Consider the following 26,539-nt stretch of genomic DNA (forward strand, 5'->3'; position numbering starts at 1 on the left):
GTTGTTGTCATGACACGCCGGGCGGGACGACAACAACTTCATGATCAACGCGTCGGGGTGGGCGGATCGAGAGGGGGCGGGATCAGCAGCCGATCACCCAGTGGTTGGGGCCGGTCTGCTTGAGGGTGCTGGTGTGGAAGGTGTTGTAGAGGCCCATCCGCTGGTTCGAGCCGTTGGCGTAGGCGTAGCCGCCGGACTGGTAGGCACGGCCGGCGGCGACGTGCGCGTAGTTGCTGGCCGTGACGCAGGTCGGCGCCGTGGTCGGGGTGGCGGTCGGGGAGGCCGTGGGGCTCACGGTCGGGGACGCGGTGGGGCTCGCCGTCGGCGTCGGGGTGGGGTCCGTCCCGCCGTTCAGGCCGAAGAAGACCGCGTCGTGGTACGCCGAGCAGATGGTGTCGAGCATGTACGCGGCGGCGGTGCCGCACTGCTCGGCACCCGGGCCCGGGTCGACCGGGGTGCCGTGCCCCATGCCGGAGACCCGGTAGACGCGGACGTCGTTGTTGCCGTACACCTCCAGGCTGGTGTTGGCGGGCAGCGACGCGGTGCTGGTGGGGGTCTGCGAGACACCCCGGACGTTGGTCCACTGGTCGCGCAGCTCGGTGGCGTTGGCCGGTACGACGGTGGAGTCCGACGTGCCGTGCCAGATGGCGACCCGGGGGCGCGGGCCGGTGTGCCCGGGGTACGCGGCCCGGACCACGTTGCCCCACTCCTGCGGGGTCTTGTTCACCCCGCTGTACTGGCAGGTGCTGGTGGAGGCGGGCGGCGAGCAGCGGTACGGCAGGCCGGCGACGACCGAGCCGGCGGCGAAGACGTCCGGGTAGGTGGCCAGCATGACCGCGCTCATTCCCCCGCCGGCGGAGAGGCCGCTGACGAACACCCGGCGGGCGTCGGTGCCGTAGTTGTTCCTGGCGTGGTCGACCATCTGCCTGATCGACAGCGCCTCGCCGGAGCCTCGGGTGATGTCCTGCTCGACGAACCAGTTGAAGCAGCTCAGCGGCTGGTTGGCGCTGGACTGCTGCGGCACGATCAGGGTGAACTTCCACTGGTCGGCGAACTTCTGCCAGCCGGAGTTGGCGAAGTAGCCGGCCGCGTTCTGGGTGCAGCCGTGCAGCAGCACGACGGCCGGGGCTCCCGCCGGCAGGTTGTCCGGCCGGTACGCGTACATGGCGAGGTTGCCCGGGTTGGAGCCGAAGTTGGTGACCTGGGTGAGGGTGGCGGCCTGGGCGGGGGCGGCGACGGTCGCCACCGCGGCGGCGGCGAGGACCATCCCGGCGACCGCGCCGGTCAGCCGGGAGAGCAGGGACGGGGAGCGGCGCACGGGGCCTCCTGGGGACGGGGTGTGAACTGGGTCACCCGCGAATTGCCGCGACGTTACGTCGATGCGTCAATGCTGTGACATGGGGCACGCTCACACATTCCGCGCCCGGAGGATGTGCGTCCTGACCGGCGTGCCCCGGTGCGGTTGGTAACGTCCGCTGCGTGCCGACCTCCCCGTCCCTGGCGCCTTCGCCGGCCTCGCCGCCCCGCGTCGTCCGCCACCGGCGGGCCGACCTGATCGTGGCGCTGGTCGCGCTGGCGCTCGCCGTCTGGGTGACCAGCGGGCTGTGGCAGGACCCGAACGCCCGCGCCATCACGGTCAACTCCAGCGACCAGGCGCTCTTCGAGTGGCTGCTGGCCTTCGGCGGCCACGCGGTGACCCACGGCGACAACCCGCTCTTCACCTACCTGGTCAACGTCCCCGACGGGGTGAACCTCGCGGTCAACACCTCGATCACCGTGTACGCGGTGGTCTTCGCGCCGCTGACGTACCTGATCGGGCCGCCGGCCACGTTCCTGGTGATCCTCACCCTCAACCTGGCCGCCACCGCGTTCGCCTGGTACTGGCTGCTCTCCCGGCACCTGGTCCGCAGCCCGCTCGCCGCCGCCGTCGGCGGGCTGTTCATCGGCTTCTCCCCCGGCATGGTCTCGCACGCCAACGCCCACCTGAACTGGACGGCGGGCTGGCTGGTGCCGCTGCTGATCTGGCGGACCTTCGCGCTGCGCGGCTCCCGGCACCCGCTGCGCGACGGCGCGATCCTCGGCGTGCTCGTCGCCGTCGCCTTCTCCATCGCCGCCGAGGGGCTCTTCTTCACCGCGCTGGCGCTCGGCGTCTTCGTCGCCGTCTGGGCACTGCACCCTGCCCGCCGCGCCGAGGCCCGCGCGGCGCTGCCGACCTTCCTGCGCGGCCTCGGCGTGACCGCCGTCGTCGCGGGCGTGCTGCTGGCATACCCGCTGTGGCTGCACTTCGCCGGCCCGCAGCGCTTCCACGGCACCGGCTTCGACGCGGTCATCCACTCCGAGGACGTCGTCGCGTACGGGGCGTACCCGCGCCGCTCGCTGGCCGGGGAGGTGGGACTGGGCACCCGGCTGGCGCCGAACCCGACCGAGGAGAACTCGTTCTTCGGCATCGGGCTGCTGCTGCTCACCGTCGCCTGCTTCGTGGCGCTGTGGCGCCGGGCCGACGCGGCCCGCCGGGCGACGCTCTGGGCGCTGGGCGTGACCGCCGTCGTGTTCACCGTGCTCTCCTTCGGCCCCGAGGCCAAGATCGACGGGCGTCGCACGGACCTGCCGATGCCGTTCGACCTGCTCGGGCACCTGCCGGTGGTGAACGCCGCCCTGCCCGCCCGGCTGGCGCTGGTCGTGGCGCCGGTGATCGGGGTGCTGCTCGCGTACGCCGTCGACCAGCTCCGCGCCGATCCGCCCCGGCGCCGCCGCACGCGGCTGGCCTGGTGGGCGGGGTTCGCGCTGGCGCTGCTGCCGCTGGTGCCGACGCCGCTGCTGACCATCGAACGCGAGCCGATCCCGCGCTTCATCACCGCCGGGACGTGGCGGGAGTACGTCTCCCCCGGCGGGGTGCTGACCCCGGTGCCGCTGACCCTCGACGTCTACCCCGACGGCCAGCGCTGGCAGGCGTACGCGCTGGCACACCGGCAGGGCGAGTTCGCCATCCCCTCCGGCTTCTTCCTCGGCCCCGGCGGCCCGGACGGGCGGGGACGGATCGGCCCGCCACCGCGCCCGTTCGGCGCGCTGGTGGACCAGGCCGGCCGGACCGGGCTGGTGCCGATCGTCACCGAGGGCAGCATCCAGGAGGTCCGCGCCGACCTGCGGCACTGGCGGGTCGAGACGATCGTGCTGCCCGACCAGGTGCACGGGGCTAAGTGGCCGGTCGACGAGGAGGCGATCCGGCGTACGGTGACCTCGCTGCTCGGGCCGCCGGAGCGGGTCGACGACGTGTGGCTGTGGCGGGTCCCGCGGGGCTGAGCCGTCACCCCGGCCGAACGCGGGCAGCCGGCCCCGCCGCCGGGTCCCGCCGTGAGCCGCGTCACCGCTGGTGACCGGCCGGTACGGGTCTAGGCTTGGCTGCGTGACCACGACGACCCCCGGCCTCACGGCCGTCCGCGCCGGTGTCCTCGACTACCAGGCCGCCTGGGACGAGCAGCGCCGGCTGCACGAGTCGGTGGTGGTCGGCGAGCGCGGCGACACGGTGCTGCTGCTGGAGCACCCGAGCGTCTACACCGCCGGCAAGCGCACGGAGCCGTGGGACCGCCCCATGGACGGCACCCCGGTCGTCGACGTGGACCGGGGCGGCAAGATCACCTGGCACGGCCCGGGGCAGCTGGTCGGCTACCCCATCGTGCGGCTGCCCGACCCGGTCGACGTGGTCGCCTACGTCCGCCGCACCGAGCAGCTGCTGATCGACGTCTGCGCCGAGTTCGGGCTGACCGCCGGCCGGGTCGAGGGGCGCAGCGGGGTCTGGGTGCCGGAGGACGACCGGGGCCCGGCGCGCAAGGTGGCGGCCATCGGCATCCGGGTCGCCCGCGGGGTGACCCTGCACGGCTTCTCCATCAACTGCGACTGCGACCTCGGCCACTTCGACCGGATCGTGCCCTGCGGCATCCGCGACGCCGGAGTCACCTCGCTCACCGCCGAGCTGGGCCGCCCGGTGACCGTGGCCGACGTGCTGCCGGTCGTGGAGCGCCATCTGCTCACCCTCGTCACGGCCTGACCGGTGCGGATCGACCTGGTCACGATCGTCGTGGCCGAGTACGACCCGGCCATCGAGTTCTTCACCGGGGTGCTCGGCTTCGAGCTGGTGGAGGACTCCCCGTCGCTCACCAACGACGGCCGGCCGAAGCGCTGGGTCGTCGTCCGCCCGCCGGGCGCGCAGACCGGGCTGCTGCTGGCCCGCGCCGACGGCGACCGGCAGGCTCGATCGGTCGGCGACCAGGTCGCCGGCCGGGTCGGCTTCTTCCTCCAGGTCGACGACTTCGACGTCGTCCACCGGCGGATGGTCGAGGCGGGCGTCGAGTTCGTGAAGCCCCCGCGCACCGAACCGTACGGCCGGGTCGCGGTCTTCCGCGACATAGCCGGCAACCCCTGGGATCTCCTCGGCCCCGCCTGACCCCTCCCCCGCCCCGCCCCGCCCCGCCCCGCCCCGCCCGTCCCGCCCGTCCCGTTGATCATGAAGTTGTTGTCACGACACGCCGATGCCGACGACAACAACTTCATGATCAACGTGGGCCAGGGCGGGGAAAGGGGGCAGGTGGGGGGTTGCTATGGGGTCAGGCGGTGGAGGTCGCGGGGGAAGGCGGTGACCTCCCGGATGTTGGTTGCGCCCGTGAGGCGGGCCACGAAGCGTTCCAGGCCGATGGCGAAGCCGCCGTGCGGCGGCATCCCGTGCCGGAACGCGTCGACGTAGCCGGCGTACGGCTCGACCGGCTCGCCCCGGGCGGCGAGCGCCGCCAGGTAGTCGGCGTGCCGGTGCAGCCGCTGCCCGCCCGTCACCAGTTCCAGGCCCCGGAAGAGCAGGTCGAACCCGTTGGAGTACGCGGGCCGCGCCGGGTCCGGGTGGGTGTAGAAGGGCCGCTTCGCCATCGGGTACCCGGTGACGAAGAGGAACTCCGAGCCGTGCTCCCGCCGCGCCCACTCGCCCAGCGCCCGCTCGTGCGCCGGGGCGAGGTCCGGCTCGTCGGCCGGCGCGCCGGCGATCCTGAGCGCCTCGGTGAAGTGCACGGCGGGGATCTCCGCCGGCACGTCCGGGGCCGACAACCCGAGGGTGGCGAACGCGGCCCCGGCCCGCTCGCGTACCTCGTCGAGCATCCCGGCCACGGTGTGCCGCAGCACGGCCATGACGTCCCGGTGGTCGGCGACGAAGCCCAGCTCGACGTCGAGCGAGGTGTACTGCGCCAGGTGCCGGACGGTGTCATGTGGCTCGGCCCGGAACACCGGCCCCACCTCGTAGACGCGCTCGAAGACGCCGACCATGAGCTGCTTGTAGAACTGCGGCGACTGCGCCAGGTACGCGGGCCGGCCGAACCAGTCCAGCGCGAAGACGTTCGCCCCGCTCTCGGTGGACGAGCCGACCACCTTCGGCGTGTGGATCTCCACGAAGTCGCGGGCGTCGAGCGTGGCCCGGAACCCGGCCACCGCCGCCGCCGAGACGCGCAGCGCCGCCGCCCGGGTCGGGTGGCGCAGCGCGACGGGCGCGTGGTCGAGCTGGGTGGGCAGGCTCGCGGTGAGCGCCGGCCGGTACAGGTCGAACGGCGGCGGCACGGCGGGCGGGCCGAGTGGTCGTACCGTCGGCGCGGTCAGCTCGACCCCGGCGGGCGCGGTCGGGTTCGCGACCACCGTGCCGGTGACCTCGACGACCGTCTCCTCGGTGAGTGCCTCCACCTCGGCGCGCACGGCCGGGTCGGTGACCACCACCTGGGTCAGGCCGGCGGCGTCCCGGACGATCAGGAAGGCCACCGACTTGAGCAGCCGGCGGCGGTGCACCCAGCCGGCGATCCGGACGGGTACGCCGACATGGGCGGAGAGTTGGCGGGACAGGACACGTTGCATGGCAGGGCTGCCTCTCGGTCGATCGCGACGCCTGCCAGCTCCGGTGGCGAGCGTCGCCCCAACCCCGTCAGGTGTGGGCGAGCGGGAAACCTCGCGGTGCCACCACACCTTCGCCCCCGCGAACGGGGGCCTCGTTCGTCGCCTTTTCACCGGGGCCAGCCGGGCGGGCTCTACTGGGCTGTGCGTGCGGAAGGGACCCTTGCTCCACCGGAGGCGTTGAGAAGGTGCCCTTCCTTGCATGCCGTTCTTCCCGCAGCTCGGGAGGGTCTTCGCGCGCCCGGTGCCAGACCGCCTCGCAGCAACCGGCGGCTCTCTTCAACTGGCGGGTCGGGGCGCTACTCGGCTCCGTCACAGCTCTGGCGGGCACGCTAGCACCCCCGCCGGCACCCCTGTGACTGGTTTTTCCCGGCCCCGGTGTCCGGCGTCACAAGACTCCCGGGGTGACGCCGGTCGCCCGAACTACATCGACGGCGGCCGTCGGGCGTAGGCTCGGTTTTGTGACGATCGAGCACTCCGCGCCGACGACCGGCCAGGCAGCGCGCACGACGACGCCCGCCCCCGAGGGGCGGCGCCTCCTGCGGATCGAGGCGCGCAACGCCGAGACGCCGATCGAGCGCAAACCGCCGTGGATCAAGGTCAAGGCCAAGATGGGACCGGAGTACACCCAGCTGCGCGGGCTCGTCTCGCGCGAGGGGCTGCACACCGTCTGCCAGGAGGCCGGCTGCCCCAACATCTACGAGTGCTGGGAGGACCGGGAGGCCACCTTCCTCATCGGTGGCGACCAGTGCACCCGGCGCTGCGACTTCTGCCAGATCGACACCGGCAAGCCGGCCGAGTTCGACGCCGACGAGCCGCGCCGCGTCGCCGAGTCGGTGGTCTCGATGGGCCTGCGCTACGCGACCATCACCGGCGTGGCCCGCGACGACCTGCCCGACGGCGGCGCCTGGCTCTACGCCGAGACCGTCCGGCAGATCCACGCCCTTCAGCCGGGCTGCGGCGTCGAGCTGCTGATCCCCGACTTCAACGCGGTCCCCGAGCAGCTCGCCGAGGTCTTCGGCGCCCGGCCGGAGGTGCTCGCCCACAACGTGGAGACCGTGCCGCGGATCTTCAAGCGGATCCGGCCGGCCTTCCGCTACGAGCGGTCGCTGGACGTGATCCGGCAGGCCCGCGCCGACGGGCTGGTCACCAAGTCCAACCTGATCCTGGGCATGGGCGAGGAGCGCGCCGAGGTCTCCCAGGCGCTGCGCGACCTGCACGAGGCCGGCTGCGAGCTGATCACCATCACGCAGTACCTGCGCCCCACCCCCCGGCACCACCCCGTCACCCGATGGGTCAAGCCGGAGGAGTTCGTCGAGCTGCGCGAGGAGGCCGAGGAGATCGGCTTCGCGGGCGTGATGAGCGGGCCGCTGGTGCGCTCGTCGTACCGGGCCGGGCGGCTCTACCGGCAGGCGCTCGAGGCCCGCGAGGGCCTTCCGGTCACCGCCGGCTGACCACCCCGGCGACGCGCCGGCACCGGTCGACCACGGGCCGGCGGCAAACTGCCACGATCGGCTCATGACGGCCGGCGTACGCGGCTGACCGGGGACCACTGGTTCGCCCTGCTCGTCGTGGCGCTGCTGGCGCTCGGCGCGGACGGGGTGGTGAAGAACCAGTTCATCGCCGGGGGCGGCTACCCGGAGATGAACGCGGCCGGGGTGGCGCTGGCCGGGGTGGCGTACGACCTGGCGGCCGGCCGGCCGGGACGCCGACTGCCGCGCTGGGCAGCCCGCCGGCTGGGCGGACCGCCTGCACGAAGGGCTGCTGCTCGGCCCGCCGCTGCGCCCACCCGTCGAAATCTTGGACAGTTACCGTTCAGGGCTGACGGCAACTGTCCAAGATCCATCGTGTCGACGGGCGGGGCGGCGGCGTACGGTGCTCAGCCCGGCCGCGAGCAACGCGACGTGCGGCGACCACTAGACTCTGCGGCATGGCAAAGCCCCAGGAGAAGGTCTCGTTCGGCCAGCGGCTGAAGCAGATCGGGATGGTGTTCAAGTTCACCGCCAAGCAGGACCGGTGGTTCGCGCCGTTGGCCGCCGGCGCGGTGCTGATCCCGCTCGCGCTCACCGTGGTCGCGGTCCTGCTCTGGGGCTGGATCTGGCTGCCGCTGGGCATCCTGTTCGCCCTGCTCTGCCTGCTGATCGTGCTCAACCTGCGGTCCAACCGGGCGATGATGAACGCCGCCGAGGGGCAGCCCGGCGCGGCAGCCCAGATCATGGAGAGCATGCGGGGCGACTGGCGGGTCACCCCGGCGGTCAGCTCCACCACGCAGATGGACATGGTCCACCTGGTCATCGGCCGGCCCGGGGTGATCCTGCTGGCGGAGGGCAACCCGCAGCGGGTACGCGGGCTGCTCGGCCAGGAGAAGCGGCGGCTGGCGAAGGTGATCGGCTCCGCCCCGCTCTTCGACTACGTGATCGGGCAGGAGGAGGGCGAGCTGCCGATCCGCAAGCTGCGCATGACGCTGATGCGGCTGCCGCGCAACCTCAGCGGCAAGGACGTCAACTCGCTGGACAAGCGGCTCAAGGCGCTCACCGCCCGCCCGCAGATGCCCAAGGGCGCGATCCCGAAGAACATGCGGCCCGCGCGGGGCGCGTTCCGCCAGACGCGCGGTCGCTGACCTTCCGACGCGTACGCGAAAGAGCCGGGCCTGCTCGTGGGGCCCGGCTCTTCGCTCGTCTCAGGGGCGGGGGGCGTCGGTGACGACGGAGCCCGCCAGGCGGTCGTGCAGGCCGCGACGGTGGCCATCCATCAGCAGGGCCGGGACGACCAGGGCGAGCAGCAGGCCGCGCAGCAGTGCCCGGACCACCCCGATGCGACCGCCGTCGGTCCAGGCGACGCAGCGGATCTTCGTGATGAACATGCCCGGCGTCTGTGCGAAGAGCCCGAGGAAGAAGCCGTACTCGACGATCAGCACCAGCACGGGCGCCCACCCGTCACGGACCGGGTCGGCGAAGCCCCCGGCGACGAGCAGGCAGAGCACCCAGTCGATCACCAGCGCGCCGAACCGGCGCCCCAGGCTGGGCGGCGTGAAGGCGGGATCCGACGCGGGCGGTACGGGGCGATCATGCGGCTTGGTCACAACGGTCAAGGGTATCCAGGGGGTGTGGACGGATCGGGGACGGTCGCCCGCACCCGGGCAGCAAAAAGGGGCGAAAGCGAGCAAGTGTCAATAGAATGGCACAGCCGGTGGTGTCCCTCGCACGGTTCGGCCCCGCCCGAGCGGCGCGGATGACGCTCCGCGAGGGACGTAACACGGCAGAAACACTCAAGACATGGCCGGGCAACCGCGCGGCCATAGCGTCGCCAAGAGCCTAGCCACCCGTGGACGTGCCAGGAGGACGTGTGTTCGCCAATCCCGAGGAACTCCTGCGATACCTCAAGAACGAGGACGTGAGGTTCGTCGACGTACGGTTCTGTGACCTGCCCGGCGTGATGCAGCACTTCAACCTGCCGGTCGAGTCCGTCGACGATGCCTTCTTCACCGAGGGCCTGGCCTTCGACGGGTCGTCGATCCGCGGTTTCCAGGCGATCCACGAGTCGGACATGCTCCTGCTCCCGGACGTCGCCACCGCCTTCATCGACCCCTTCCGGGCGCAGAAGACCCTCGCGCTCAACTTCTTCATCCACGACCCGTTCACCCGCGAGGCCTACAGCCGGGACCCGCGCAACGTGGCGAAGAAGGCCGAGGCCTACCTGGCCGCCAGCGGCATCGCCGACACCGCGTACTTCGGCGCGGAGGCGGAGTTCTACATCTTCGACTCCATCCGCCACGAGACCTCGGCGCACCAGTCGTTCTACTACATCGACTCGATCGAGGGCGCCTGGAACACCGGCCGCGAGGAGCCGGGCGGCAACCGCGGCTACAAGACCGCGTACAAGGGCGGCTACTTCCCGGTGCCGCCGGTCGACCACCTCGCCGACCTGCGCGACAGCATCGTGCGCCGGCTGGTCGACAGCGGGTTCACCGTGGAGCGCTCGCACCACGAGGTGGGCACCGCCGGCCAGTCCGAGATCAACTACCGGTTCTCGACGCTGCTGCACGCGGCCGACCAGCTCCAGCTCTTCAAGTACATCGTGAAGAACGAGACCTGGGCCAACGGCAAGACCGCGACGTTCATGCCGAAGCCGCTCTTCGGCGACAACGGCTCCGGCATGCACACCCACCAGAGCCTGTGGCTCAACGGCGAGCCGCTGTTCTACGACGAGACCGGCTACGCCGGCCTGTCCGACATGGCCCGCTGGTACATCGGCGGCCTGCTGCACCACGCCCCGTCGCTGCTGGCCTTCACCAACCCGACGGTCAACTCGTACCGCCGGCTGGTGCCGGGCTTCGAGGCGCCGGTCAACCTGGTCTACTCGCAGCGCAACCGCTCCGCCTGCACCCGCATCCCGGTGACCGGCAGCAACCCGAAGGCCAAGCGCGTCGAGTTCCGCGTGCCGGACCCGTCGGCCAACGTCTACCTGGCCTTCTCGGCGATGATGATGGCCGGCCTCGACGGCATCAAGAGCAAGATCGAGCCGCCGGCGCCGATCGACAAGGACCTCTACGACCTGCCGCCGGAGGAGTGGGGCGACGTCAAGCAGGTGCCGGGCTCGCTGTCGGCGGTGCTCGACTCCCTCGAAGCCGACCACGACTACCTGCTCGACGGCGGGGTGTTCACCCCCGACCTGATCTCGACCTGGATCGAGTGGAAGCGCACCAACGAGGTCGACCCGGTGCGCCTGCGCCCGACCCCGCACGAGTTCGCCATGTACTTCGACTGCTGACGCGTTCAGCGGGTACACCCCAGGAAGGCCCCGGGTCCCCGGGGCCTTCCTGCGTCACTGCGCACCCCTGCCACGCCACGCGCCTTCCCGCCCGGCCCATCCCCACCGGCCCGACCGCCCCGGCCCGACCAACTCTCCGCCCCGACCTCCCCCGGCCGCCCGGCCCCGGCCCGACAAGGCCTCCGCCCGACCAACTCCGCGATCGCGGCCGGTGGAACACCACGGGTGTCACCGGAGGGATTTGACACCCGTGGTGTTCCACTCGACGCGCGATCGGCGCGACCCGAGCAGGTTCGGCACGTAACGGGCCACTGCATATCTTCGCGCCCGTTATATTGCTGGCGTGGACACACCGCTGCGCGAACCCACCTTCCTGATCCTCACCGCGCTGGCCGGCGAGCCGATGCACGGCTACGGCCTGATCGGCGAGGTCGCCGCCCTCTCCGACGGGCGCGTGTCGCTGCGGCCCGGCACCCTCTACGGCGCGCTCGACCGGCTGACCGACGCCGGCCTGGTCGAGGTCGACCGCGAGGAGGTGGTGGACGGCCGACTGCGCCGCTACTACCGCCTCTCCCCCGCCGGCGACGCCACGCTGAGCGCCGAGACCGAGCGCCTGCGCCGCAACGTCGAGGCCGCCACCGCCCGCCTGCGCGCCCGCGCGGCCCGACCGCTCGCCCCGCGTACCGCCGGAGGGCTGGCATGAGCGGCCTGGAGCGGCGCTACCACCGCCTGCTGCGCGCCTACCCGGCCGAGTACCGGCGGGCGCGCGGCGCGGAGATCGTCGGCACGTACCTCGACCTGGCGGGGCCGGGGCGACGCTGGCCCTCGCCCGCGGACGCCGCGGACCTCGTGCGCGGCGGCCTGCGCCAGCGGCTGCGGGCCGCCGGGGCCGCCGGCCTGATCCCGGGCGTACGCCTCGCCGCCGTCCTCGCCTTCCTCACCGCGACGGCGCTGGCGGGGGCCTGGACGGGGCTGGAGCTGCACCCGCCGATGGCGCAGTGGGGCGTGCCGCACGCCGGGCCGTTCGTCTCGCTCGGGATCGGGGTGTGGGCGGCCTGGCTGCTCGCCGCGGCCGTGCACGCGGCGGCACCGGGTCGATGGACCCGCCGCGCGGTGGCCCTGGCCCTGCTGCTCACGGTCGCGGTCGTACCGGTTGCGGCCCTCGCCGGCCTGCCCCGACCACCGCTGTTCGTGCTGCTGCCACAGGTCGGGCTGGGGCTGGTGGCGCTGGCCCTGCCGGAGCGGCTGCCGGCGCCGATCCGGGCGGCGCCCCTGCTCGCGGTGGCCGCCGCCGGCCTCACGAGTGTCAACCTGCTGCCCCGCTACGACTCCTACGTCAGCTACCACGGCTGGACAGCGAGCGGGATCCTGCCCGGCGTCGCCGTGACGCTGCTCGTAGTGGTGCTGCTGCTCGGCGCGGGGCTGGCCCTGCGGGCCGACCACCGGGGCGGCTGGGCGCTGCTGGTGCTGCTGCCCCCGGTCGGCTTGCTCTTCCTTCAGCCGCTGGCCGGCGCGCTCGACGGCAACATGCGCGGCGCACCCAACCCCGGCTGGGACGCCCTCGCCGCGACGGCCGTCGTGGTCGGCCTGGCCGGTCCCGCGCTGCTGCCGTTGGCGATCGCACTGCGCAAGCGCCTACGCGGACCCGGGCCGGTCGGCACCGGCGACCGCTGCCCAACCTGCGGGCGTACCACCGAGCGGGTCCCGTAGACCCAGAGGCAGCGGCACCTGGGCGGCGAGTGGAACACCACGGCTGTCACCCGAGGGTTTTGACAGCCACAGCGTTCCACTCGCCGCAGCTACGGCCGTGAGTGGCGGGGCCTCGCCTCGGCGTCAAGTGGCGACGCCCGGCCTCGGCAGTGAGGGGCGGGACGCCTCGTCGAGGCGGTAGCCGTCGGCGAAGGCGCGCAGCCGGGCCGCCGACTCGGCCACCGGCCGGTCCGGGCGCAGGCCGGCCATGCTCTGCGCGGCGTATGCGACGTCCCACAGCCGGGAGCCCGGCGCGGCGGCGTCCCAGTCGATCAGCACCCAGCCCCGGTCCGCCCTGATCAGGTTCCAGGGGGCCACGTCGTTGTGGCAGACGAGTTCCTCCCGGCCGGGCGGGATGAGCCGCTGCCACGCCGCGCCGGTCGGCGGGGTGAAGCCGGCCAGCGCGGCGTGCAGCTCGGCCAACATCCGGCCGATCGCGAACAGGTCCGCCACCGGGTACGTGCCCGACGCCGCCCCGACCTCGCCGGGGACGTACTCCAGCACCTGCCGGCCCTGGGCGTCCCGGCCCAGGGGTCGGGGCGCGCCGGAGAATCCCACCGTGTGCAGATGTTCCAGCAGGGCGTCCACCGCGTCGGTCCAGGGGCCGACCGGACGGCGCACGGTGTCGCCGACACGCACCACGCCGGCGGTGGCGTTGCTCGGCAACGGTTCCTCGGCTGCGCTCATCCCACGATCATGGACCTGCTAGCCGCAGCGCGCGTCACGGACCTCAGCCGGGGCGCGCGGCACGGGCGCGACGCCCCGAGGACACGGCGCGAACCCCGCCGGCCGGAGCGCGCGGCGTGGCCCCTCAGTCCGGGCGCGCGGCACCGGTCCGGCGCAGCCGGAGCAGGCCCCACACCGCCAGCCCGGCCGCCAGCGCCGTCATCGCCAGCGCGCCCGGGGCCTTACTGAACCGGGCCAGGTTGGTGCCGTCGGGCAGGGCGAGGAAGGCCGCCGCCGCGCAGGGCGCCACGAACCAGGTCGTACGCGCCGCGGCGACGGCGAGCAGCGCCAGCGGCCAGGTGGCGTACCAGGGGTGGACGACCGGGGCCAGCGCGACCGTGGCGGCCAGCGCCAGCCCGGCCCCGAGCAACGCGGCCCGGGGGCGGGCGGCGTCCGGGCGGGCCACCCGCTGCCCCACGTCGTCCGCCCGGCGCAGCCCTGACCACGCCCGCCACCACAGCGCCGCCACCAGCACGGCGAGCAGCAGCAGGGCCGCCGCGCGGATGACCGGCACGGCGCCCGGCTCCCGGCCGGCGAGGCCGCCCGCGTAGTCGACGACGAAACCGACCGCCGTGGGTGGGGACGTCCACTGCTCCGAGTCGCCGCTGTGGGTCAGCCCGCCCACCCAGCCGAGGCCGAGCCCGGTGAGCAGCGAGGTGACGGCCACCGCGCCGAGCGCCCCGCCGGCCAGCCAGCCGCCGTCGCGCAGCAGCGCCCGTACGGTGTGACGGTTGTGCACGGCGGCCAGCGCCGCGAACGGGAGCACCACCACGGCGGTCGCCTTCACGGTCACCGCCAGCCCGAGCAGCGCCCCGGCCAGCAGCAGCGGCCCCGGCCTGCCGGGACGGCGGACCAGCACGAGCAGGCCCAGCGTCAGCAGGCCGAGCATCACCGCGTCGTTGTGCGCGCCGGCGATCAGGTGCACCCCGACCAGCGGGCTGGCCAGCGCCAGCCAGGCCGCCCGGCGGGTGGGCACGCCGGCGGCCCGGGCCAGCCCGACCAGGCATCCGGCGGTCAGCAGCACCCCCGCGACCGCGAGCAGCCGGAACGCCACGATCGCGCCCACCAGGCCGCCGCCGAGGGCGACCGCGAGCGCGGCGAGCAGCACGAAGAACGGCCCGTACGGCGCCGGCGTGTCCCGCCAGATCGGGGCGACCGCGTCCACCCAGGGACAGCCGGCCCCGGCCACGCCGACGGCGTACGGGTCGACGCCGTGCGCGTACGCCCAGCCCTGGCAGGCGTACGAGTAGACGTCCCGGCTGCCCAGCGGCGGCGCGGCCAGCAGCGGCAGCGCCCACAGCCCGGCGGTCCGGTACGCCCACCGCGTCGACGGCGCGCCCCGGCGCAGCGCCCACCAGGCGCCGACCATCATCCCGGTGCCGACCAGCCACAGCGCGACGGTCCACGGCTCGTCGCCGAGGCCCGGAGCAGGGGTGGCCCGGGGCAGCGCGCCGCCGAGCCAGCCGGCGACGGCCAACAGCACCGCCCCGACCAGCCCGGCGTAACGCGCAAGCCGGGCGGCACCGGGAAACGGCAAGGGGTCGGACGACGGCAACGGCGGGCGGCCAGACGACGGCGACGAAGGGTCAGGCGGTGGGGCCGGCGGGGTGCCGGGAGTGGTCACCGGCGTCCCTCTCCTCAGTCCACGGCGGCCGGTCGACGGGCCGCCCGGGCCGACCGTACCAAGCGGACCACCACCACGATCACGAACAGCGTCATCAGCGGCGCCCCGACGGTCTTGGTGTACCGGGCCAGCCCCGTGCCGTCGGCGAGCACCAGGAACGACGAGACGATCGCGACGACCGCGAACCACCCGGTGCGCCGGGCCGTGGCCGCGAGCACCGCGAGCGGCCACGTCCAGTACCAGGGGTGGAAGAGCGGGGCGAGCGCGACAGTGGCGGCCAGCGCCAGGCCGGCGTGCCAGATCGGCTCCCGGGTGCGCGCCCGCCACCACAGCCAGAGCAGCACCAGCGCCAGCGCCGCCATGCCGATGCCCCGGGTGACCGGCAGCGGGTCGCCGTGCCAGCCGAACGGCGCGGCGAGGTAGGCGACGGTCTGCCCCACCGCCGTCGGCGGCGAGGTCCAGGCGATCACCAGGCCGCCCTGTTCGAGCCCGGTCACCCAGCCGAAGCCCAGGCCGGTGGCGAGGGTCGCGCCGACCACGGCGGCGACCGCCCCGCCGACCACCCACCCGCCGTCGCGCACCAGCGCCCTGATCGAGTACGTCCCGACGATCGCGGCCAGCGCCGCGAACGGCACCACGACCAGCGCGGTCACCTTGATCGCGACGGCGAGGCCGAGCAGCACTCCCCCGCCGAGCAGCGGGCCGGGGCGACCCGGCCGGGACACCACCACGGCCAGCCCGGCGACGAGCAGCCCCACCATCAGCGCGTCGTTGTGCGCCCCGGAGACCAGGTGCACCCCGATGAGCGGCGAGCCCAGCGCCAGCCAGATCGCCCGCCCGGCCGGTACGCCGCAGCGGCGGGCCAGCGCCGGCAGGCAGGCCGCCGTCAGCCCCACCCCGACGACGGCGAGCAGCCGGAACAGCACGATGCTGCCGTACAGGGATCCGGTGGCCTTCACCACCGCCCCGGCGAGCAGCACGAACAGCGGCCCGTACGGGGCCGAGGTGTCCCGCCAGATGTAGGAGATGGTGTCCAGCCACGGGCACGGCAGCGCCGAGACGCCCTGCTCGTACGGGTTCAGGCCGGCGGAGTAGCTGGCCCCCTGGCAGGCGTACGCGTAGACGTCCCGGCTGCCCAGCGGCGGCGTGAAGAGCAGCGGCAGCAGCCAGAGCCCTACGGTGACCAGCGCCCAGCGGGTCGACGGCACCCGGTCGCGCAGCGTCCACCAGGCGTACGCCATCGCGCCGGTGCCGACCGCCCAGGTGGCGATGATCAGCGGGCCGTACGGGCCCTGCCAGATGCTGACCGGGGTGGGGCGCAGGTCGCCGTCGGGGAACGCTCCGCCGAGGAACGCGGCCACGGCGAGCAGCGTCGAGCCGACGAGGCCGATCCAGCGCGCGAGGTGGTGAGGCACGCCGGACATGCTGCCAGTACGGTGGTCGCGGTACGGAGGTGGGCATGCGGCGCAGTCGGGTGGTGGCGGTGGCCGCCGTCTCCGCCGTGCTCCTCGCAGTGGCGTATGTCGCCCTCCCGCCGACCGGCTCCGACCTCGCCGCGCAGGTGGCCCGGGCCGACTTCTTCGCCGCGCACGGCCTCGCCCCGGTGGACCTGCGCTGGTACGGCGGCGTGCAGCAGTTCGGCTACAGCCTGGTCTCCCAGCCGGTGATGGCCCTGCTCGGGGTACGGGTCACCGGCGCGCTGGCCCTGGTGGCGGCGGCGACCGCGTTCGCGGCGCTGCTGGTGCGTACCGGGGTGCCCCGCCCGTTGCTCGGCAGCCTCGTCGGGGTGCTCACGATCGCCGCCAACCTGGTCTCGGGCCGGGTGACGTACAGCCTCGGGGTGGCCTTCGGCCTCGGCGCGCTGCTGGCCCTCACCCTCGGCCCGACTGCCCCCACCGGCGGCGCCCGGGATGGACCGCCCGATTCCGGCCCCGGCGGACCGACCGGCGCGGGTCCGGGTGGACCGATCGGCGCGGGCCCCGACAGGCGGGGGCGGCGACGGCGGCTCGTGCGGCTCGGGTTGGCGGCGGCCGGTGCGTTGCTGGCCTCGGCGACGAGCCCGGTCGCGGGTCTCTTCGTCGGCCTGGCCGGGGCGGCGCTCCTGCTGACCCGCCGGTACGCCGACGGCCTGGTGCTCGGCGTCGCCGCCGCGCTGCCGCTCGGGCTGACCGCCCTGTTCTTCGGCGACGGCGGCTGGATGAACATCAGCCGCACCGACACGGTCCGCGCCGTGCTGACCAGCCTGCTCGTGGCCGCGCTCGTGGGGTACCGGCCGGTGCGGGTGGGGGCGTTGCTCTCGGCGGCCGGGGTGCTCGCGGCGGCGCTGGTGCACACCCCGGTGGGGCTGAACGCCACCCGGCTGGCCGTCATGTTCGCCCTGCCCCTGCTGGCCGCCGCCGCCCGCCCCCCGGCCCGGCTGACGGCGTGGCTGGCCCGGACCGGCCGGTCCCCGGCCGTCGTGCCGCCCGCCGACGGACCGCCGACCGACATCGCCGCCAAGGCCCGGGGCGGCCTCGCGCCGGCCGGAGCAGGCAGTGGCGGCGGACCGGCCGGGGCCCGGGGCGGCATCGTGCTGGCCGGAACACGCAGTGGCGGCGGACGGGCCTGGGGCGGCGGGGTCGTGCTGGCCGCGCTGCTGGCGGCGGTGTGCTGGTGGCAGCCGCCGGTGTCCCCCGCCGACCTGCGCAGCGTCGACGACCCGACCAGCCGGGCGGCCTACTTCGCGCCGCTGCGGGCGTTCCTCGACGGGCAGCGCCTCACCGGCCGGGTGGAGGTGCCGCCGACCCGCAACTACTGGGAGGCGGCGAGGCTGGGCGAGGTGCCCCTGGCCCGGGGCTGGCTGCGGCAGGCCGACATCGACCGCAACCCGCTCTTCTTCACCACCGTCCCGGGGGCCGCGGGCACCGGGGTGCCACTGACCGGCGCGAGCTACCGGGACTGGCTCACCGCCAACGCGGTGCAGTTCGTCGCGGTGCCGGACGCCCCGCTGTCCTGGGTGGGGCGGGCCGAGGCCGAGCTGGTCGCGGGCGGGCTGCCCTACCTGACGCCCGTCTGGTCCGACCCGCACTGGCGGGTCTGGGCGGTGACCGACCCGACCCCGATCGTCGAAGCGCCGGCCGAGCTGGTCGCGCACGACGGCGCGTCGGTGACGTTCCGGGCGCCGGAAGCCGGCACGGTGCCGGTCCGGGTGCGGCACAGCCGCTGGCTGACCGCCTCGGGCGGGGCCACGGTCGCCGCCGCCGGCGACTGGACGGTGGTGACCGTGCCGCGCGCCGGGCAGTACCGGCTCGGCAGCTGACCGGTCACCCGACTATTGCCAACCCGGCAACAAACTTTGCTCCCGCGCTGCCGCCACGCCACGATCGACGTGGCAGGTAGGACCTCGTCGCAGTCGGCATGCTCGGCGAGGAGGCAGGCAGCACACCAGGAGGACGAGACGTGCGGCACGACGCGACGACCGGTGGGCACCGGCACGACGACACCAGGGCGACCTCCGGCCACGACGGGCGACGGCACCCGGACGTGGACGAGGAGACCGCGCGGTTCTGGGAGGAGCACTACGGGCGGCACGAGAGGGTCTGGAGCGGCCGGGCGAACCCGATCCTGGTCGACGTCGCCGGCTCGCTGCCGGCCGGCACCGTGCTGGACCTCGGCTGCGGGGAGGGCGGCGACGCGCTCTGGCTGGCCGCGCGGGGCTGGCAGGTGACCGCCGTCGACGTCTCCGAGACCGCCCTGGCCCGGGCGGCCGAGGAGGCGGCCGCCGCCGGGGTCGCGTCCCGCATCGAGTTCCGCCGGCACGACCTGACCCGGACCTTCCCGCCGGGCGCGTACGACCTGGTCTCCGCGCAGTTCCTCCAGTCGCCGCTGGAGCTCCCCCGGGCGGAGCTGCTGCGGTCGGCGGCCCGGGCCGTGGCCCCCGGCGGCCGACTGCTCGTCGTCGACCACGGCGAGGTCCCGCCGTGGGGGCGGCGCGACCACGCGCACGCCCGCTTCCCCACCCCGCAGGAGACCCTGGCCGCGCTCGACCTCGACCCCGACCGGTGGGACACCGAGCGGCTCGACGCCCCGCGCCGGCAGGCCACCGGCCCGAACGGCGAGACCGGCGAGCTGGTCGACCACGTGGTGCTGGTCCACCGCCGCCGCTGAGGTCCGCAGCGCCCGGCGGGCTCAGGAGTCGAGCACCCGTTCCATCGCCGCCCGGGAGCGGCGGCAGGTGCGCAGGTACTCGTCGAGGAACTCGCCGGGATCGTCGCGGCCCAGCAGCCGCACCACCCCGGCCAGCTCGACGCCGTGCCGGGGCAGCTGGTCGCCCTCCCGGCCCCGGACCAGCATCAGCGCGTTGCGGACCTGCGCGGCCAGCGTCCAGCCGGCCGCCATCTCCGTGGCGTCCGTCGGGTCGACCAGGTCCGCGTCCCGGGCCGCCGCGAGGGCGTCGAGCGTACGCGTGCCGCGCAGCGCCGGGAGTGCCCCCGCGTGCCGGAGCTGGAGCAGCTGCACCGCCCACTCGACGTCGGCGAGGCCACCCCGCCCCAGCTTGGTGTGGGTGGCCGGGTCGGCGCCCCGGGGCAGCCGCTCGTGCTCCACCCGCGCCTTGATCCGGCGGATCTCCACCACCTGCTCGCGGCTCAGCCCGTCGGCTGGGTAGCGCACCGGGTCGATCATCGCCTCGAACTCGGCGCCGAGGTCGGCGTCGCCGCAGACGAACCGGGCACGCAGCAGCGCCTGCGCCTCCCACACCTTCGACCAGCGGGCGTAGTACTGCGCGTAGGCGGCGAGGCTGCGCACCAGCGGGCCCTGCCGGCCCTCCGGACGCAGGTCGGCGTCGACGCCCAGCGGCGGGTCGGGCGCGGGCATGCCGAGCAGCCGGCGCAGCTCCTCGGCGACCGCGCGGGCGGCGGCACCCGCCGCGCCGTCGCCCGCGCCGGCCGGCGCGTCGTAGACGAAGAGCACGTCGGCGTCGGAGAGGTAGTTCGACTCGTACCCGCCGAGCCGGCCCACGCCGATGACGGCGAAGCGCAGCCCCGGCACGGGCGGTTGGGCCGCGCGGGCGGCCCGTAGCGCGGCGGCCAGGGTGGCGTCGGTGACGTCCGCCAGGGCGGTGCCGACGGCGGTCACGTCGGCCAGGCCCAGCGCCGCCCGCCCGCCGTCGGGCCGGGGCGGCGACGGGGCCAACGAGCCGGCCCGGCACAGCAGGTCGGCGCAGGCGATCCGGACCAGTTCCCGACGGCGCAGCGCGCGGATCGCCCGGGTGGCCTCGACCGGGTCGGCGTGCCGGGCCGCGGCGGCGGCGAAGCCCTCGCAGAGGACCGTGCGGGGCCGGGGCACCAGCTCGCTCTCCTCGGCCAGCAGCCGCAGCGCCTCCGGCTCGCGGGCCAGCAGGTCGGCGGCGTACCGGGAGGAGGAGAGCACCCGGGCCAGCCGGCGGGCCACCGGCCCGGAGTCGCGCAGCAGGCGCAGGTACCAGGGGGTGCTGCCGAGCTTGTCGGAGACCTGCCGGTAGTTGAGCAGGCCGCGGTCCGGCTCGGGGGCGTCGGCGAACTCGCTGAGCAGCACCGGCAGCAGGGTGCGCTGGATGGCGGCGGTGCGGCTCACCCCGCCGGTGAGGGCCTGGAGGTGACGCAGCGCCCCGGCGGGGTCGGCGAAGCCGAGGATCTCCAGCCGGTGCCGGGCCGCCTCGGGGGTCAGTCGCAGCCCGTCGGCCGGCACCCGGGCCACCGACTCCAGCAGCGGCCGGTAGAGCAGCTTGGCGTGCAGGCGGCGTACCTCGGCGGCGTGGGTGACCCACTCGGCGCGGAACTCCTCGACGGCGCTGCGGCCCGGCGTGGCGGTGTGGCCCAGCGCGGCGGCCAGCCAGCGCAGCGCGGTCGGCTCGGTCGGCACGGTGTGGGTGCGGCGCAGCCCCTGGAGCTGGAGGCGGTGCTCGACGCCGCGCAGGAAGCGGTAGCCGCGCAGCAGCGCCTCGCCGTCGGCCCGGCCGACGTAGCCGCCGGCGACCAGCGCGCGCAACGCCGGGATGGTGCCGGGCACCCGCAGCGACTCGTCGCCCCGGCCGTGCACCAGTTGCAGCAGCTGCACGGCGAACTCGATGTCGCGCAGCCCGCCCGGACCCCGCTTGATCTCGCGCTCCAGCTCCTTCGGCGGGATGTTGTCGATGATCTTGCGCCGCATGGCGCGGACGTCCTCGACCGCCTCGGGCCGCTCGGCGGCCCGCCACACCAGCGGGGCGAGCTGGTCGATCCACTCCCGGCCCAGCGCCAGGTCGCCGGCCGCCGGCCGCGCCTTGAGCAGCGCCTGGAACTCCCAGGTGCGCGCCCACCGCCGGTAGTAGGCGAGGTGGCTGGCCAGCGTCCGCACCAGCGGCCCCCGGTTGCCCTCCGGACGTAGGGCCGCGTCGACCGGCCAGGCGACCAGCCCGCAGACGTGGATGAGCCGGGTGGCGACCGTGGTGGCCGCGGCGAGGTCGTCGTCCTCGGCGGCCACGAAGATCACGTCGACGTCGGAGACGTAGTTCAGCTCGTCGCCGCCGCACTTGCCCATCGCCACGACGGCCAGCCGGGGCCGGGGGGTGCCCTCCGGCAGCTCGCCGACCGCGATCTCGTACGCCGCCGCCAGGGTCGCGTCCGCCAGCGCGGAGAGCGCGGCCATGGTCTGCTCCAGGCCCCGCCCGCCGGTCAGGTCGGCCGCCGCGATCCGCAACAGCGCCAGCCGGTACGCCCTGCGCAGCACCGTCACCGGCTGCCCGTCGCCGGACAGGTCTAGCCGCCCCTCGGCGGTCGGCGCCAGCCCGTCCGGGGCGGTGCGCAGCGCCGGCCACTGGTCCGGGTTGGCGACCAGGTGGTCGCCGAGCGCCGACGAGGCGCCGAGGACGGCGATCAGCCGGCGGCGCAGGCCGGGGTCGTCGGCGAGCCCCGCCAGCAGCGCCGACGGCACCTGCTCCAGGGCCACCCGACGCTCGGCCTCGACCGGCGTCCCGGGGTGGGCCTTCCCCCCGGAACGGCCCGTGGCGGGGCCGGTGCCGTTCGCGGCCATCCGACGCTCGGCCTCGACGATGCGGTGCAGCTGGCGCAGCGCCAGGTCCGGGTCGGCGGCCCGGGAGAGCGCGGCGAGCAGCTCCGTCGCGCGGCCGTCGGTGGGCTCCTGCACGTCCGGCCGCCACAGCCCCAGCCCGTCCGGGCCGAGCAGGTCGGCGGCGCGGGTGGCGCCGGCACCGCCGTCGGTGCCGAAGCCGTAGCGGGCGAGCCGTCCCGCGGCCCTGGCCGGCCGGCTCATCACTGCCCGAGCAGGGGCAGGCTGCGGCGGGGCGTGGCGTCCTCCAGCTCACCCAGGGCCAGCGCGGCGAACCGGGCGGCGAACGGCTGCCAGACCTCCTCGACGTCGACCATCACGTCGTGGCAGGCCGCCACCACCAGGTCGGGGTCGTAGCCCAGCTCGGCCAGCAGCCTCGAGTCGGCTGCCCAGTCGGCGATCATGGCGGTGTCGCACTCGATGTGGAACTGCAACCCCCAGGCCCGGTCGCCGAGGCGGAACGCCTGGTGGGGGTAGCGGGTGGAGGCCGCCAGCAGGGTGGCGCCGCGGGGCAGCTCGGTGATCTCGTCGGCGTGCCACTGGAACACGTCGGGGATCAGCGGGACGTAACGGAACAGCGGGTCGGTGTCGGCGGCGTCCCGCTTGCCGACCACGCAGGGGCCGACCTCCGGGCCGCTCGGGCTGCGCACGACCTCGCCCGCGTGCGCCGTGGCCAGCAGCTGCGCGCCGAGGCAGATGCCGAGGGTCGGCACCCGGTGCCGGACGGCCTTGCGCAGCAGCCCCTCCAGCGCCGGCAGCCAGGACGCGGCGGGCGACCCGTCCGGCAGCGGGTACGGCGCCACCGCGCCGCCGAGCACGACCAGCGCGGAGTATCCCTCCAGGTCGGCGGGGATCTCGTCACCGGCGTGGGCGCGAACCACCCACAGGTCGAGGCCGGCCTCGGTCAGCCACTCGCCCAGCCGTCGGACGTCGTCGGTCGGGTCGTTCTCGATCACCAGCGCGGTAGCCACGACGTCGAGGCTAGCCGGTGGCCCGGACGGACCCGGAACGCCTCCACCGGCGCGGCGGACGATCGAACTCAGGAGGCGCGCAGCGCGTCGAGCATCCGGGCCAGGGCGGTGCGGGTGTCGGCCAGGGCGGTCGGGTCGGCCGCCCCGGCGATCCAGAGCGCCGCCTCGTTCATCGCACCCGAGAGCAGATGGGTGAGGGGCGCCACCGGCTGCGGCGCGATCAGCCCCTCCTCGATCAGCTGGGTCAACGCGTCGGCCAGGTGCCGGCCCGACGCCGCCTCGTCCAGCGCGCGCCACTCGTTCCAGCCGAGCACGGCCGGGCCGTCGATCAACATGATCTGCTGGATCTCGGGATCGGTGCTCGCCGTGAGGAACGCCTGGCAGCCCGCCGTGAACCGGGCCCACGGGTCCGCCTCGGCGTCGGCGGTCGTGGCGACCCGGTGTGCCACCTCCTGCTGCACCTCCGCCAGCACCGCCCGGAACAGCTCGGCCTTGCCGGCGAAGTGGTGGTAGAGCGCGCCCTTGGTGACTCCGGCCACCCGCACGATCTCCGCCAGGCCGACCGCCGCGTAGCCCCGGGTGGCGAACAGCTGCCGGCTCTCGGCCACCAGGGCCCGCCGGGTCTGTTCCCGCTGCTGCGCCCGGACACCCTCGGTCATCGCGCCCCCTCGTTGACATACCAACGGTATGTGAAATACGGTCCTTGACATACCGATGGTATGCGAAAGGGCCGAGATGAACCTGACCAGCTTCTACCCCGTCGTCTGCACCACGCAGCTGCGCGAGTCACACGACTTCTACCGACGCTTCTTCGGCTTCGAGACGACCTTCGAGGCCGACTGGTACGTGAGCCTGCGCCGACCGGGACCACCCGCGTACGAGCTGGCGCTGCTCGACCACCAGCACCCGACACTGCCCGAGGCGTACCGGGAACCCGCGCGAGGACTCCTGCTCAACCTGGAGGTGACCGACGTCGACGCCGAATGGGAGCGGCTCGTCGTCCGGGGCGGACTGCACGCCGAACTGCCGCTACGCGACGAGGACTTCGGGCAGCGGCACTTCATCGTCGCCGCACCCGACCGGGTGCTGATCGACGTGATCACGCCCATCCCACCGTCGGGGGCGTACGCCGAGCAGTACCTCGACGGCTGAGCCGCCCGCGCGACTAGGCTCTGCCGCTGTGTCCGACCTTGCCTGCACGAGTCCCGCCACCGCCGTACGACCGCCGGCGCTGCGCCCCGGCGACACGGTGATGCTGGTGTCGCCGTCCGGGCCGACCCGGCCGGAACGGGTGGCCCGGGGTGTCGAACTGCTCACCGGCTGGGGGCTGCGGCCGGTGCTGGCGCCGAACGCGTACGCCCGGCAGGGCTACCTCGCCGGCGCGGACGACCTGCGCGCCGCCGACCTGAACGCGGCGTTCGCCGATCCCGAGGTGCGCGGGGTGATCTGCACCCGGGGCGGCTACGGCGCGCAGCGGATCGTCGACGCGATCGACATGGCCGCCGTACGCCGCGACCCGAAGGTGGTCGCCGGGTTCTCCGACATCACGGCGTTGCAGTTCGCCCTCTGGCGGGGCGCCCGACTGGCCGGCGTGCACGGCCCGGGGGCGGCCTGGCTGGACGAGCGCACGCCGCTGCGCTCGGCCGAGTCGCTGCACGCCGCCCTGATGACCACCGAACCGGTCGCGGTCAGCGCCGTCGCCGAGGAGGAGACCTTCGCGGTACGCGTGCCCGGCCGGGCCACCGGCCCGCTGCTCGGCGGCAACCTCTGCCTGGTCGTGGCGTCGCTGGGCACCCCGGACATGCCGGACCTGACCGGCGCGGTCCTGCTCGTCGAGGACGTCCAGGAGCCGCCCTACAAGGTGGACCGGATGCTCACCCAGCTCCGCCGCGCCGGGGCCCTGGACGGGCTGGCCGGGGTCGCGGTGGGCCAGTTCACCGACTGCGCGGACGGCTGGTCGGTCGGCGTCGCCGACGTGCTCTCCGAGCGCCTCGGCGACCTCGGCGTCCCGGTCCTCGGCGGCCTGCCGATCGGTCACGGCCCCGGCCAGCTCACCGTCCCCGTGGGCACCGACGCCACCCTCGACACGGAAACCGGCACCCTGACGGTCACCCCCGCCGTCCGCTGACTGTGAGCATGGCGGGGTCGGTTCAGTAGTGATGAGCTGATGGCTGGCAGTGGCAGGCGTGACTCTTCGTCTGACTGGCTTTGTGCCTTTGACGGGACTTGTCCGTCTGCTACTGCCGGCGCCGGCCCGGCGGGAGACGTTTGGCCTGATCAGGAGCTTGACCGCCAGTTAGCGGCTGGCGTGTCTCATCACAGTCCTGCCATCTCCGCACCGGACCGGACCCTTGCGTCCCCACGGTGAGGAGAGAACGCATGTCCATGCTGGCAGATCTGGTCGAAGTCGTCATCGGCGTCGACACTCACAAGCACACCCACACCGCAGCGGTCCTGGATGCCCGCACCGGTGCTGTGCTGGACCGCACGACCGTCACCGCTGATCCGGATGGTTACGCACAACTGCTGGCCCTGGCCGGGCAGCACTCGGGGTTGCGAGCCTGGGCGATGGAAGGCACCGGCGGCTACGGCGCCGGCCTTCACCGACACCTGGCCGACGCCGGTGAGCTGGTCGTGGAACTGGACCGCCCCAAGCGGCCGGCCCGCCGAGCCGGGGCGAAGTCCGACCCGATCGATGCCGAACGCGCCGCCCGCGACGCTCTGGCCCGCACCCAGTTGGCGCAGCCCAAGACCGGCCCCGAACGGGCAGCGCTGCAAATGCGACTGACCGCCCGCCGCGCAGCCGTCGAGGCCGCCACCGCCGCTCAACGGCAACTCCACGCCCTGATCGTCACCGCCCCGGAGGCGGTCCGATCCCGGTTCCGTGGGCAGAACACCCGCGCGATGATCAGCACCGCCGCCCGGCTGCGGCCCACACCAGTCAGCGGCGATGTCGAGATCATCACCGCGTTGACGGTGCTACGCGACCTCGCCCGACGCATCCGCACCCTCGAAACCGAAGCCGCCACCCACGAAACGGCAATCCTCACCATCGTCCGTTCCTGGCGTCCCGACCTGCTCACACTCACCGGCGTCGGACCGATCGTCGCGGCCACCGTCCTGACCGCCTGGTCCCACCCCGGTCGCTGCCGCAACGACGCCGCCTTCGCCATGCTCGCCGGCGTGGCCCCGATCCCGGCGTCCTCCGGCAAGACCATCCGCTACCGCCTCAACCGCTCAGGCGACCGCCAACTCAACCGCGCCCTGCACACCATCGCCCTGTCCCGACTGCGCTACGACGAACCCACCCGCACCTACGCCGACCGCCGCCGCGCCCAAGGCAAAACCGACCGCGAAATCAAACGCTGCCTCAAGCGCTACATCGCCCGAGACCTCTACCGACGCCTCGAAAACCCACCCCCGCCACTTGACGCGCCATAGGAGCGTCCCCTCCCCGCCCACCCCGCCCGCGCCCCCCACCCCACCCCGCGCCCACCCCACCCCGCGCCCGGCCCGTTGATCATGAAGTTAATTACGGCAATACGGGCGCCCTGCGGCAATAACTTCATGATCAACGCGCCGAGGGCGCGCCGAGGGCGGAGGTGGGGGGCCGGTGGGGGCCGGTGGGTGGGTCAGGGGGTTAGGGCCTGTGTCGAAGTCGGTTACAGCCACTCGTTGATCGCGGCGATGTGCACGGTGGCTTCGTAGCGGACGGCGA

22 protein-coding genes and 1 pseudogene are annotated in these 26,539 nt (G+C 74.4%); 14 read left to right on the forward strand and 9 right to left on the reverse strand.

The genetic code is table 11. From position 1 onward, the window contains the following. Positions 1-82 precede the first annotated feature (82 nt). Entirely contained in the window at positions 83-1,318 is a 1,236-nt protein-coding gene (locus ACPXCB_RS10855) for an extracellular catalytic domain type 1 short-chain-length polyhydroxyalkanoate depolymerase (protein WP_425874453.1), read from the reverse strand. Positions 1,319-1,479: 161 nt separating this feature from the next. Between ACPXCB_RS10855 and ACPXCB_RS10860 the strand changes: the two genes are divergently transcribed. From ACPXCB_RS10860 to ACPXCB_RS10870, 3 genes are all read left to right on the forward strand, one after another. Further along, positions 1,480-3,300, forward strand: coding sequence for a DUF2079 domain-containing protein (locus ACPXCB_RS10860; protein ID WP_425874455.1), 1,821 nt, complete (start codon positions 1,480-1,482; stop codon positions 3,298-3,300). 103 nt (positions 3,301-3,403) lie between these two features. Continuing rightward, positions 3,404-4,045: a lipoyl(octanoyl) transferase LipB gene (gene lipB / locus ACPXCB_RS10865; RefSeq protein ID WP_425874457.1), complete on the forward strand. Its 642-nt coding sequence runs from the start codon at positions 3,404-3,406 to the stop codon at positions 4,043-4,045. Positions 4,046-4,048: 3 nt separating this feature from the next. Next, a complete protein-coding gene (locus ACPXCB_RS10870) occupies positions 4,049-4,441 on the forward strand; it encodes a VOC family protein (RefSeq protein ID WP_425874458.1) in 393 nt (130 codons plus the stop codon). Between the two features lie 152 nt (positions 4,442-4,593). Here ACPXCB_RS10870 and aspS read toward each other — a convergent pair whose 3' ends face one another. Beyond that, on the reverse strand, positions 4,594-5,880 hold the full coding sequence (gene aspS, locus ACPXCB_RS10875) for an aspartate--tRNA(Asn) ligase (protein WP_425874460.1): 1,287 nt from the start codon (positions 5,878-5,880) through the stop codon (positions 4,594-4,596). A 440-nt stretch (positions 5,881-6,320) separates the two neighbouring features. On the opposite strand from aspS, the gene lipA reads away from it, so the two are divergent. The 3 genes and pseudogenes from lipA to ACPXCB_RS10890 all read left to right on the forward strand — a co-directional run bounded on the left by lipA (position 6,321) and on the right by ACPXCB_RS10890 (position 8,536). Next, complete coding sequence (lipA, locus tag ACPXCB_RS10880) at positions 6,321-7,370, forward strand: lipoyl synthase (RefSeq protein WP_192581533.1); 1,050 nt, start codon at positions 6,321-6,323, stop codon at positions 7,368-7,370. Between the two features lie 81 nt (positions 7,371-7,451). Beyond that, positions 7,452-7,640: pseudogene (locus tag ACPXCB_RS10885) on the forward strand (hypothetical protein); the annotation flags it as partial. A gap of 206 nt (positions 7,641-7,846) precedes the next feature. Then, positions 7,847-8,536 carry a DUF4191 domain-containing protein gene (locus ACPXCB_RS10890; RefSeq protein ID WP_132236063.1) on the forward strand — a complete coding sequence of 230 codons (690 nt, stop codon included), beginning with the start codon at positions 7,847-7,849 and terminating at the stop codon, positions 8,534-8,536. 60 nt (positions 8,537-8,596) lie between these two features. Here the strand turns inward: ACPXCB_RS10890 and ACPXCB_RS10895 are convergent, their stop codons facing one another. After that, positions 8,597-8,998 (reverse strand): RDD family protein, encoded by a 402-nt coding sequence (locus ACPXCB_RS10895; RefSeq protein ID WP_425874462.1) that lies wholly within the window; start codon positions 8,996-8,998, stop codon positions 8,597-8,599. 263 nt (positions 8,999-9,261) lie between these two features. On the opposite strand from ACPXCB_RS10895, the gene glnA reads away from it, so the two are divergent. The 3 genes from glnA to ACPXCB_RS10910 all read left to right on the forward strand — a co-directional run bounded on the left by glnA (position 9,262) and on the right by ACPXCB_RS10910 (position 12,396). Then, positions 9,262-10,686, forward strand: coding sequence for a type I glutamate--ammonia ligase (gene glnA, locus ACPXCB_RS10900; RefSeq protein ID WP_132236059.1), 1,425 nt, complete (start codon positions 9,262-9,264; stop codon positions 10,684-10,686). Between the two features lie 343 nt (positions 10,687-11,029). Then, a complete protein-coding gene (locus tag ACPXCB_RS10905) occupies positions 11,030-11,389 on the forward strand; it encodes a PadR family transcriptional regulator (RefSeq protein WP_132237346.1) in 360 nt (119 codons plus the stop codon). Beyond that, positions 11,386-12,396, forward strand: coding sequence for a hypothetical protein (locus ACPXCB_RS10910; RefSeq protein WP_425874464.1), 1,011 nt, complete (start codon positions 11,386-11,388; stop codon positions 12,394-12,396). The genes ACPXCB_RS10905 and ACPXCB_RS10910 overlap by 4 nt, the downstream gene beginning before the upstream one ends. A 123-nt stretch (positions 12,397-12,519) precedes the next feature. On the opposite strand, the gene ACPXCB_RS10915 is transcribed toward ACPXCB_RS10910, so the two are convergent. The 3 genes from ACPXCB_RS10915 to mptB (ACPXCB_RS10925) all read right to left on the reverse strand — a co-directional run bounded on the left by ACPXCB_RS10915 (position 12,520) and on the right by mptB (ACPXCB_RS10925) (position 16,200). Continuing rightward, on the reverse strand, positions 12,520-13,122 hold the full coding sequence (locus ACPXCB_RS10915) for a phosphotransferase (protein WP_425874465.1): 603 nt from the start codon (positions 13,120-13,122) through the stop codon (positions 12,520-12,522). A gap of 124 nt (positions 13,123-13,246) precedes the next feature. After that, positions 13,247-14,698: a polyprenol phosphomannose-dependent alpha 1,6 mannosyltransferase MptB gene (gene mptB / locus ACPXCB_RS10920; protein ID WP_425874467.1), complete on the reverse strand. Its 1,452-nt coding sequence runs from the start codon at positions 14,696-14,698 to the stop codon at positions 13,247-13,249. A gap of 101 nt (positions 14,699-14,799) precedes the next feature. Next, entirely contained in the window at positions 14,800-16,200 is a 1,401-nt protein-coding gene (mptB, locus tag ACPXCB_RS10925; RefSeq protein WP_425874469.1) for a polyprenol phosphomannose-dependent alpha 1,6 mannosyltransferase MptB, read from the reverse strand. A 44-nt stretch (positions 16,201-16,244) separates the two neighbouring features. Between mptB (ACPXCB_RS10925) and ACPXCB_RS10930 the strand changes: the two genes are divergently transcribed. After that, positions 16,245-18,083: a hypothetical protein gene (locus ACPXCB_RS10930; protein ID WP_425874471.1), complete on the forward strand. Its 1,839-nt coding sequence runs from the start codon at positions 16,245-16,247 to the stop codon at positions 18,081-18,083. 140 nt (positions 18,084-18,223) lie between these two features. Further along, positions 18,224-18,931 carry a class I SAM-dependent methyltransferase gene (locus ACPXCB_RS10935; RefSeq protein WP_425874473.1) on the forward strand — a complete coding sequence of 236 codons (708 nt, stop codon included), beginning with the start codon at positions 18,224-18,226 and terminating at the stop codon, positions 18,929-18,931. 21 nt (positions 18,932-18,952) lie between these two features. On the opposite strand, the gene ACPXCB_RS10940 is transcribed toward ACPXCB_RS10935, so the two are convergent. The 3 genes from ACPXCB_RS10940 to ACPXCB_RS10950 form a co-directional block, all read right to left on the reverse strand. After that, positions 18,953-22,054: a bifunctional [glutamine synthetase] adenylyltransferase/[glutamine synthetase]-adenylyl-L-tyrosine phosphorylase gene (locus ACPXCB_RS10940; protein WP_425874475.1), complete on the reverse strand. Its 3,102-nt coding sequence runs from the start codon at positions 22,052-22,054 to the stop codon at positions 18,953-18,955. After that, positions 22,054-22,821: a type 1 glutamine amidotransferase gene (locus ACPXCB_RS10945; protein ID WP_425874477.1), complete on the reverse strand. Its 768-nt coding sequence runs from the start codon at positions 22,819-22,821 to the stop codon at positions 22,054-22,056. The genes ACPXCB_RS10940 and ACPXCB_RS10945 overlap by 1 nt, the downstream gene beginning before the upstream one ends. A gap of 68 nt (positions 22,822-22,889) precedes the next feature. Then, positions 22,890-23,480, reverse strand: a complete 591-nt coding sequence (locus ACPXCB_RS10950; protein WP_425874479.1) for a TetR/AcrR family transcriptional regulator — start codon at positions 23,478-23,480, stop codon at positions 22,890-22,892. 76 nt (positions 23,481-23,556) lie between these two features. Between ACPXCB_RS10950 and ACPXCB_RS10955 the strand changes: the two genes are divergently transcribed. The 3 genes from ACPXCB_RS10955 (at position 23,557) to ACPXCB_RS10965 (ending at position 26,262) form a co-directional block, all read left to right on the forward strand. Then, positions 23,557-23,973: a VOC family protein gene (locus tag ACPXCB_RS10955; protein WP_425874480.1), complete on the forward strand. Its 417-nt coding sequence runs from the start codon at positions 23,557-23,559 to the stop codon at positions 23,971-23,973. Between the two features lie 100 nt (positions 23,974-24,073). Next, positions 24,074-24,949, forward strand: coding sequence for a S66 peptidase family protein (locus ACPXCB_RS10960; RefSeq protein ID WP_425874515.1), 876 nt, complete (start codon positions 24,074-24,076; stop codon positions 24,947-24,949). Positions 24,950-25,200: 251 nt separating this feature from the next. After that, entirely contained in the window at positions 25,201-26,262 is a 1,062-nt protein-coding gene (locus ACPXCB_RS10965) for an IS110 family transposase (RefSeq protein WP_425874481.1), read from the forward strand. Positions 26,263-26,539 lie beyond the last annotated feature (277 nt).

The sequence above is a fragment of the Micromonospora sp. DT62 genome, assembly GCF_049847285.1.
In the GTDB taxonomy this organism is placed as follows: Bacteria; Actinomycetota; Actinomycetes; order Mycobacteriales; family Micromonosporaceae; genus Micromonospora; species Micromonospora reichwaldensis.

Coding starts and splice junctions, on each gene's coding strand:
- aspS (WP_425874460.1), bottom strand. CDS start 5,880: ATGCAACGTGTCCTGTCCCGCCAACTCTCCGCCCATGTCGGCGTACCC.
- ACPXCB_RS10890 (WP_132236063.1), top strand. CDS start 7,847: ATGGCAAAGCCCCAGGAGAAGGTCTCGTTCGGCCAGCGGCTGAAGCAG.
- ACPXCB_RS10910 (WP_425874464.1), top strand. CDS start 11,386: ATGAGCGGCCTGGAGCGGCGCTACCACCGCCTGCTGCGCGCCTACCCG.
- ACPXCB_RS10915 (WP_425874465.1), bottom strand. CDS start 13,122: ATGAGCGCAGCCGAGGAACCGTTGCCGAGCAACGCCACCGCCGGCGTG.
- ACPXCB_RS10930 (WP_425874471.1), top strand. CDS start 16,245: ATGCGGCGCAGTCGGGTGGTGGCGGTGGCCGCCGTCTCCGCCGTGCTC.
- ACPXCB_RS10940 (WP_425874475.1), bottom strand. CDS start 22,054: ATGAGCCGGCCGGCCAGGGCCGCGGGACGGCTCGCCCGCTACGGCTTC.
- ACPXCB_RS10950 (WP_425874479.1), bottom strand. CDS start 23,480: ATGACCGAGGGTGTCCGGGCGCAGCAGCGGGAACAGACCCGGCGGGCC.
- ACPXCB_RS10955 (WP_425874480.1), top strand. CDS start 23,557: ATGAACCTGACCAGCTTCTACCCCGTCGTCTGCACCACGCAGCTGCGC.
- ACPXCB_RS10960 (WP_425874515.1), top strand. CDS start 24,074: ATGCTGGTGTCGCCGTCCGGGCCGACCCGGCCGGAACGGGTGGCCCGG.
- ACPXCB_RS10965 (WP_425874481.1), top strand. CDS start 25,201: ATGTCCATGCTGGCAGATCTGGTCGAAGTCGTCATCGGCGTCGACACT.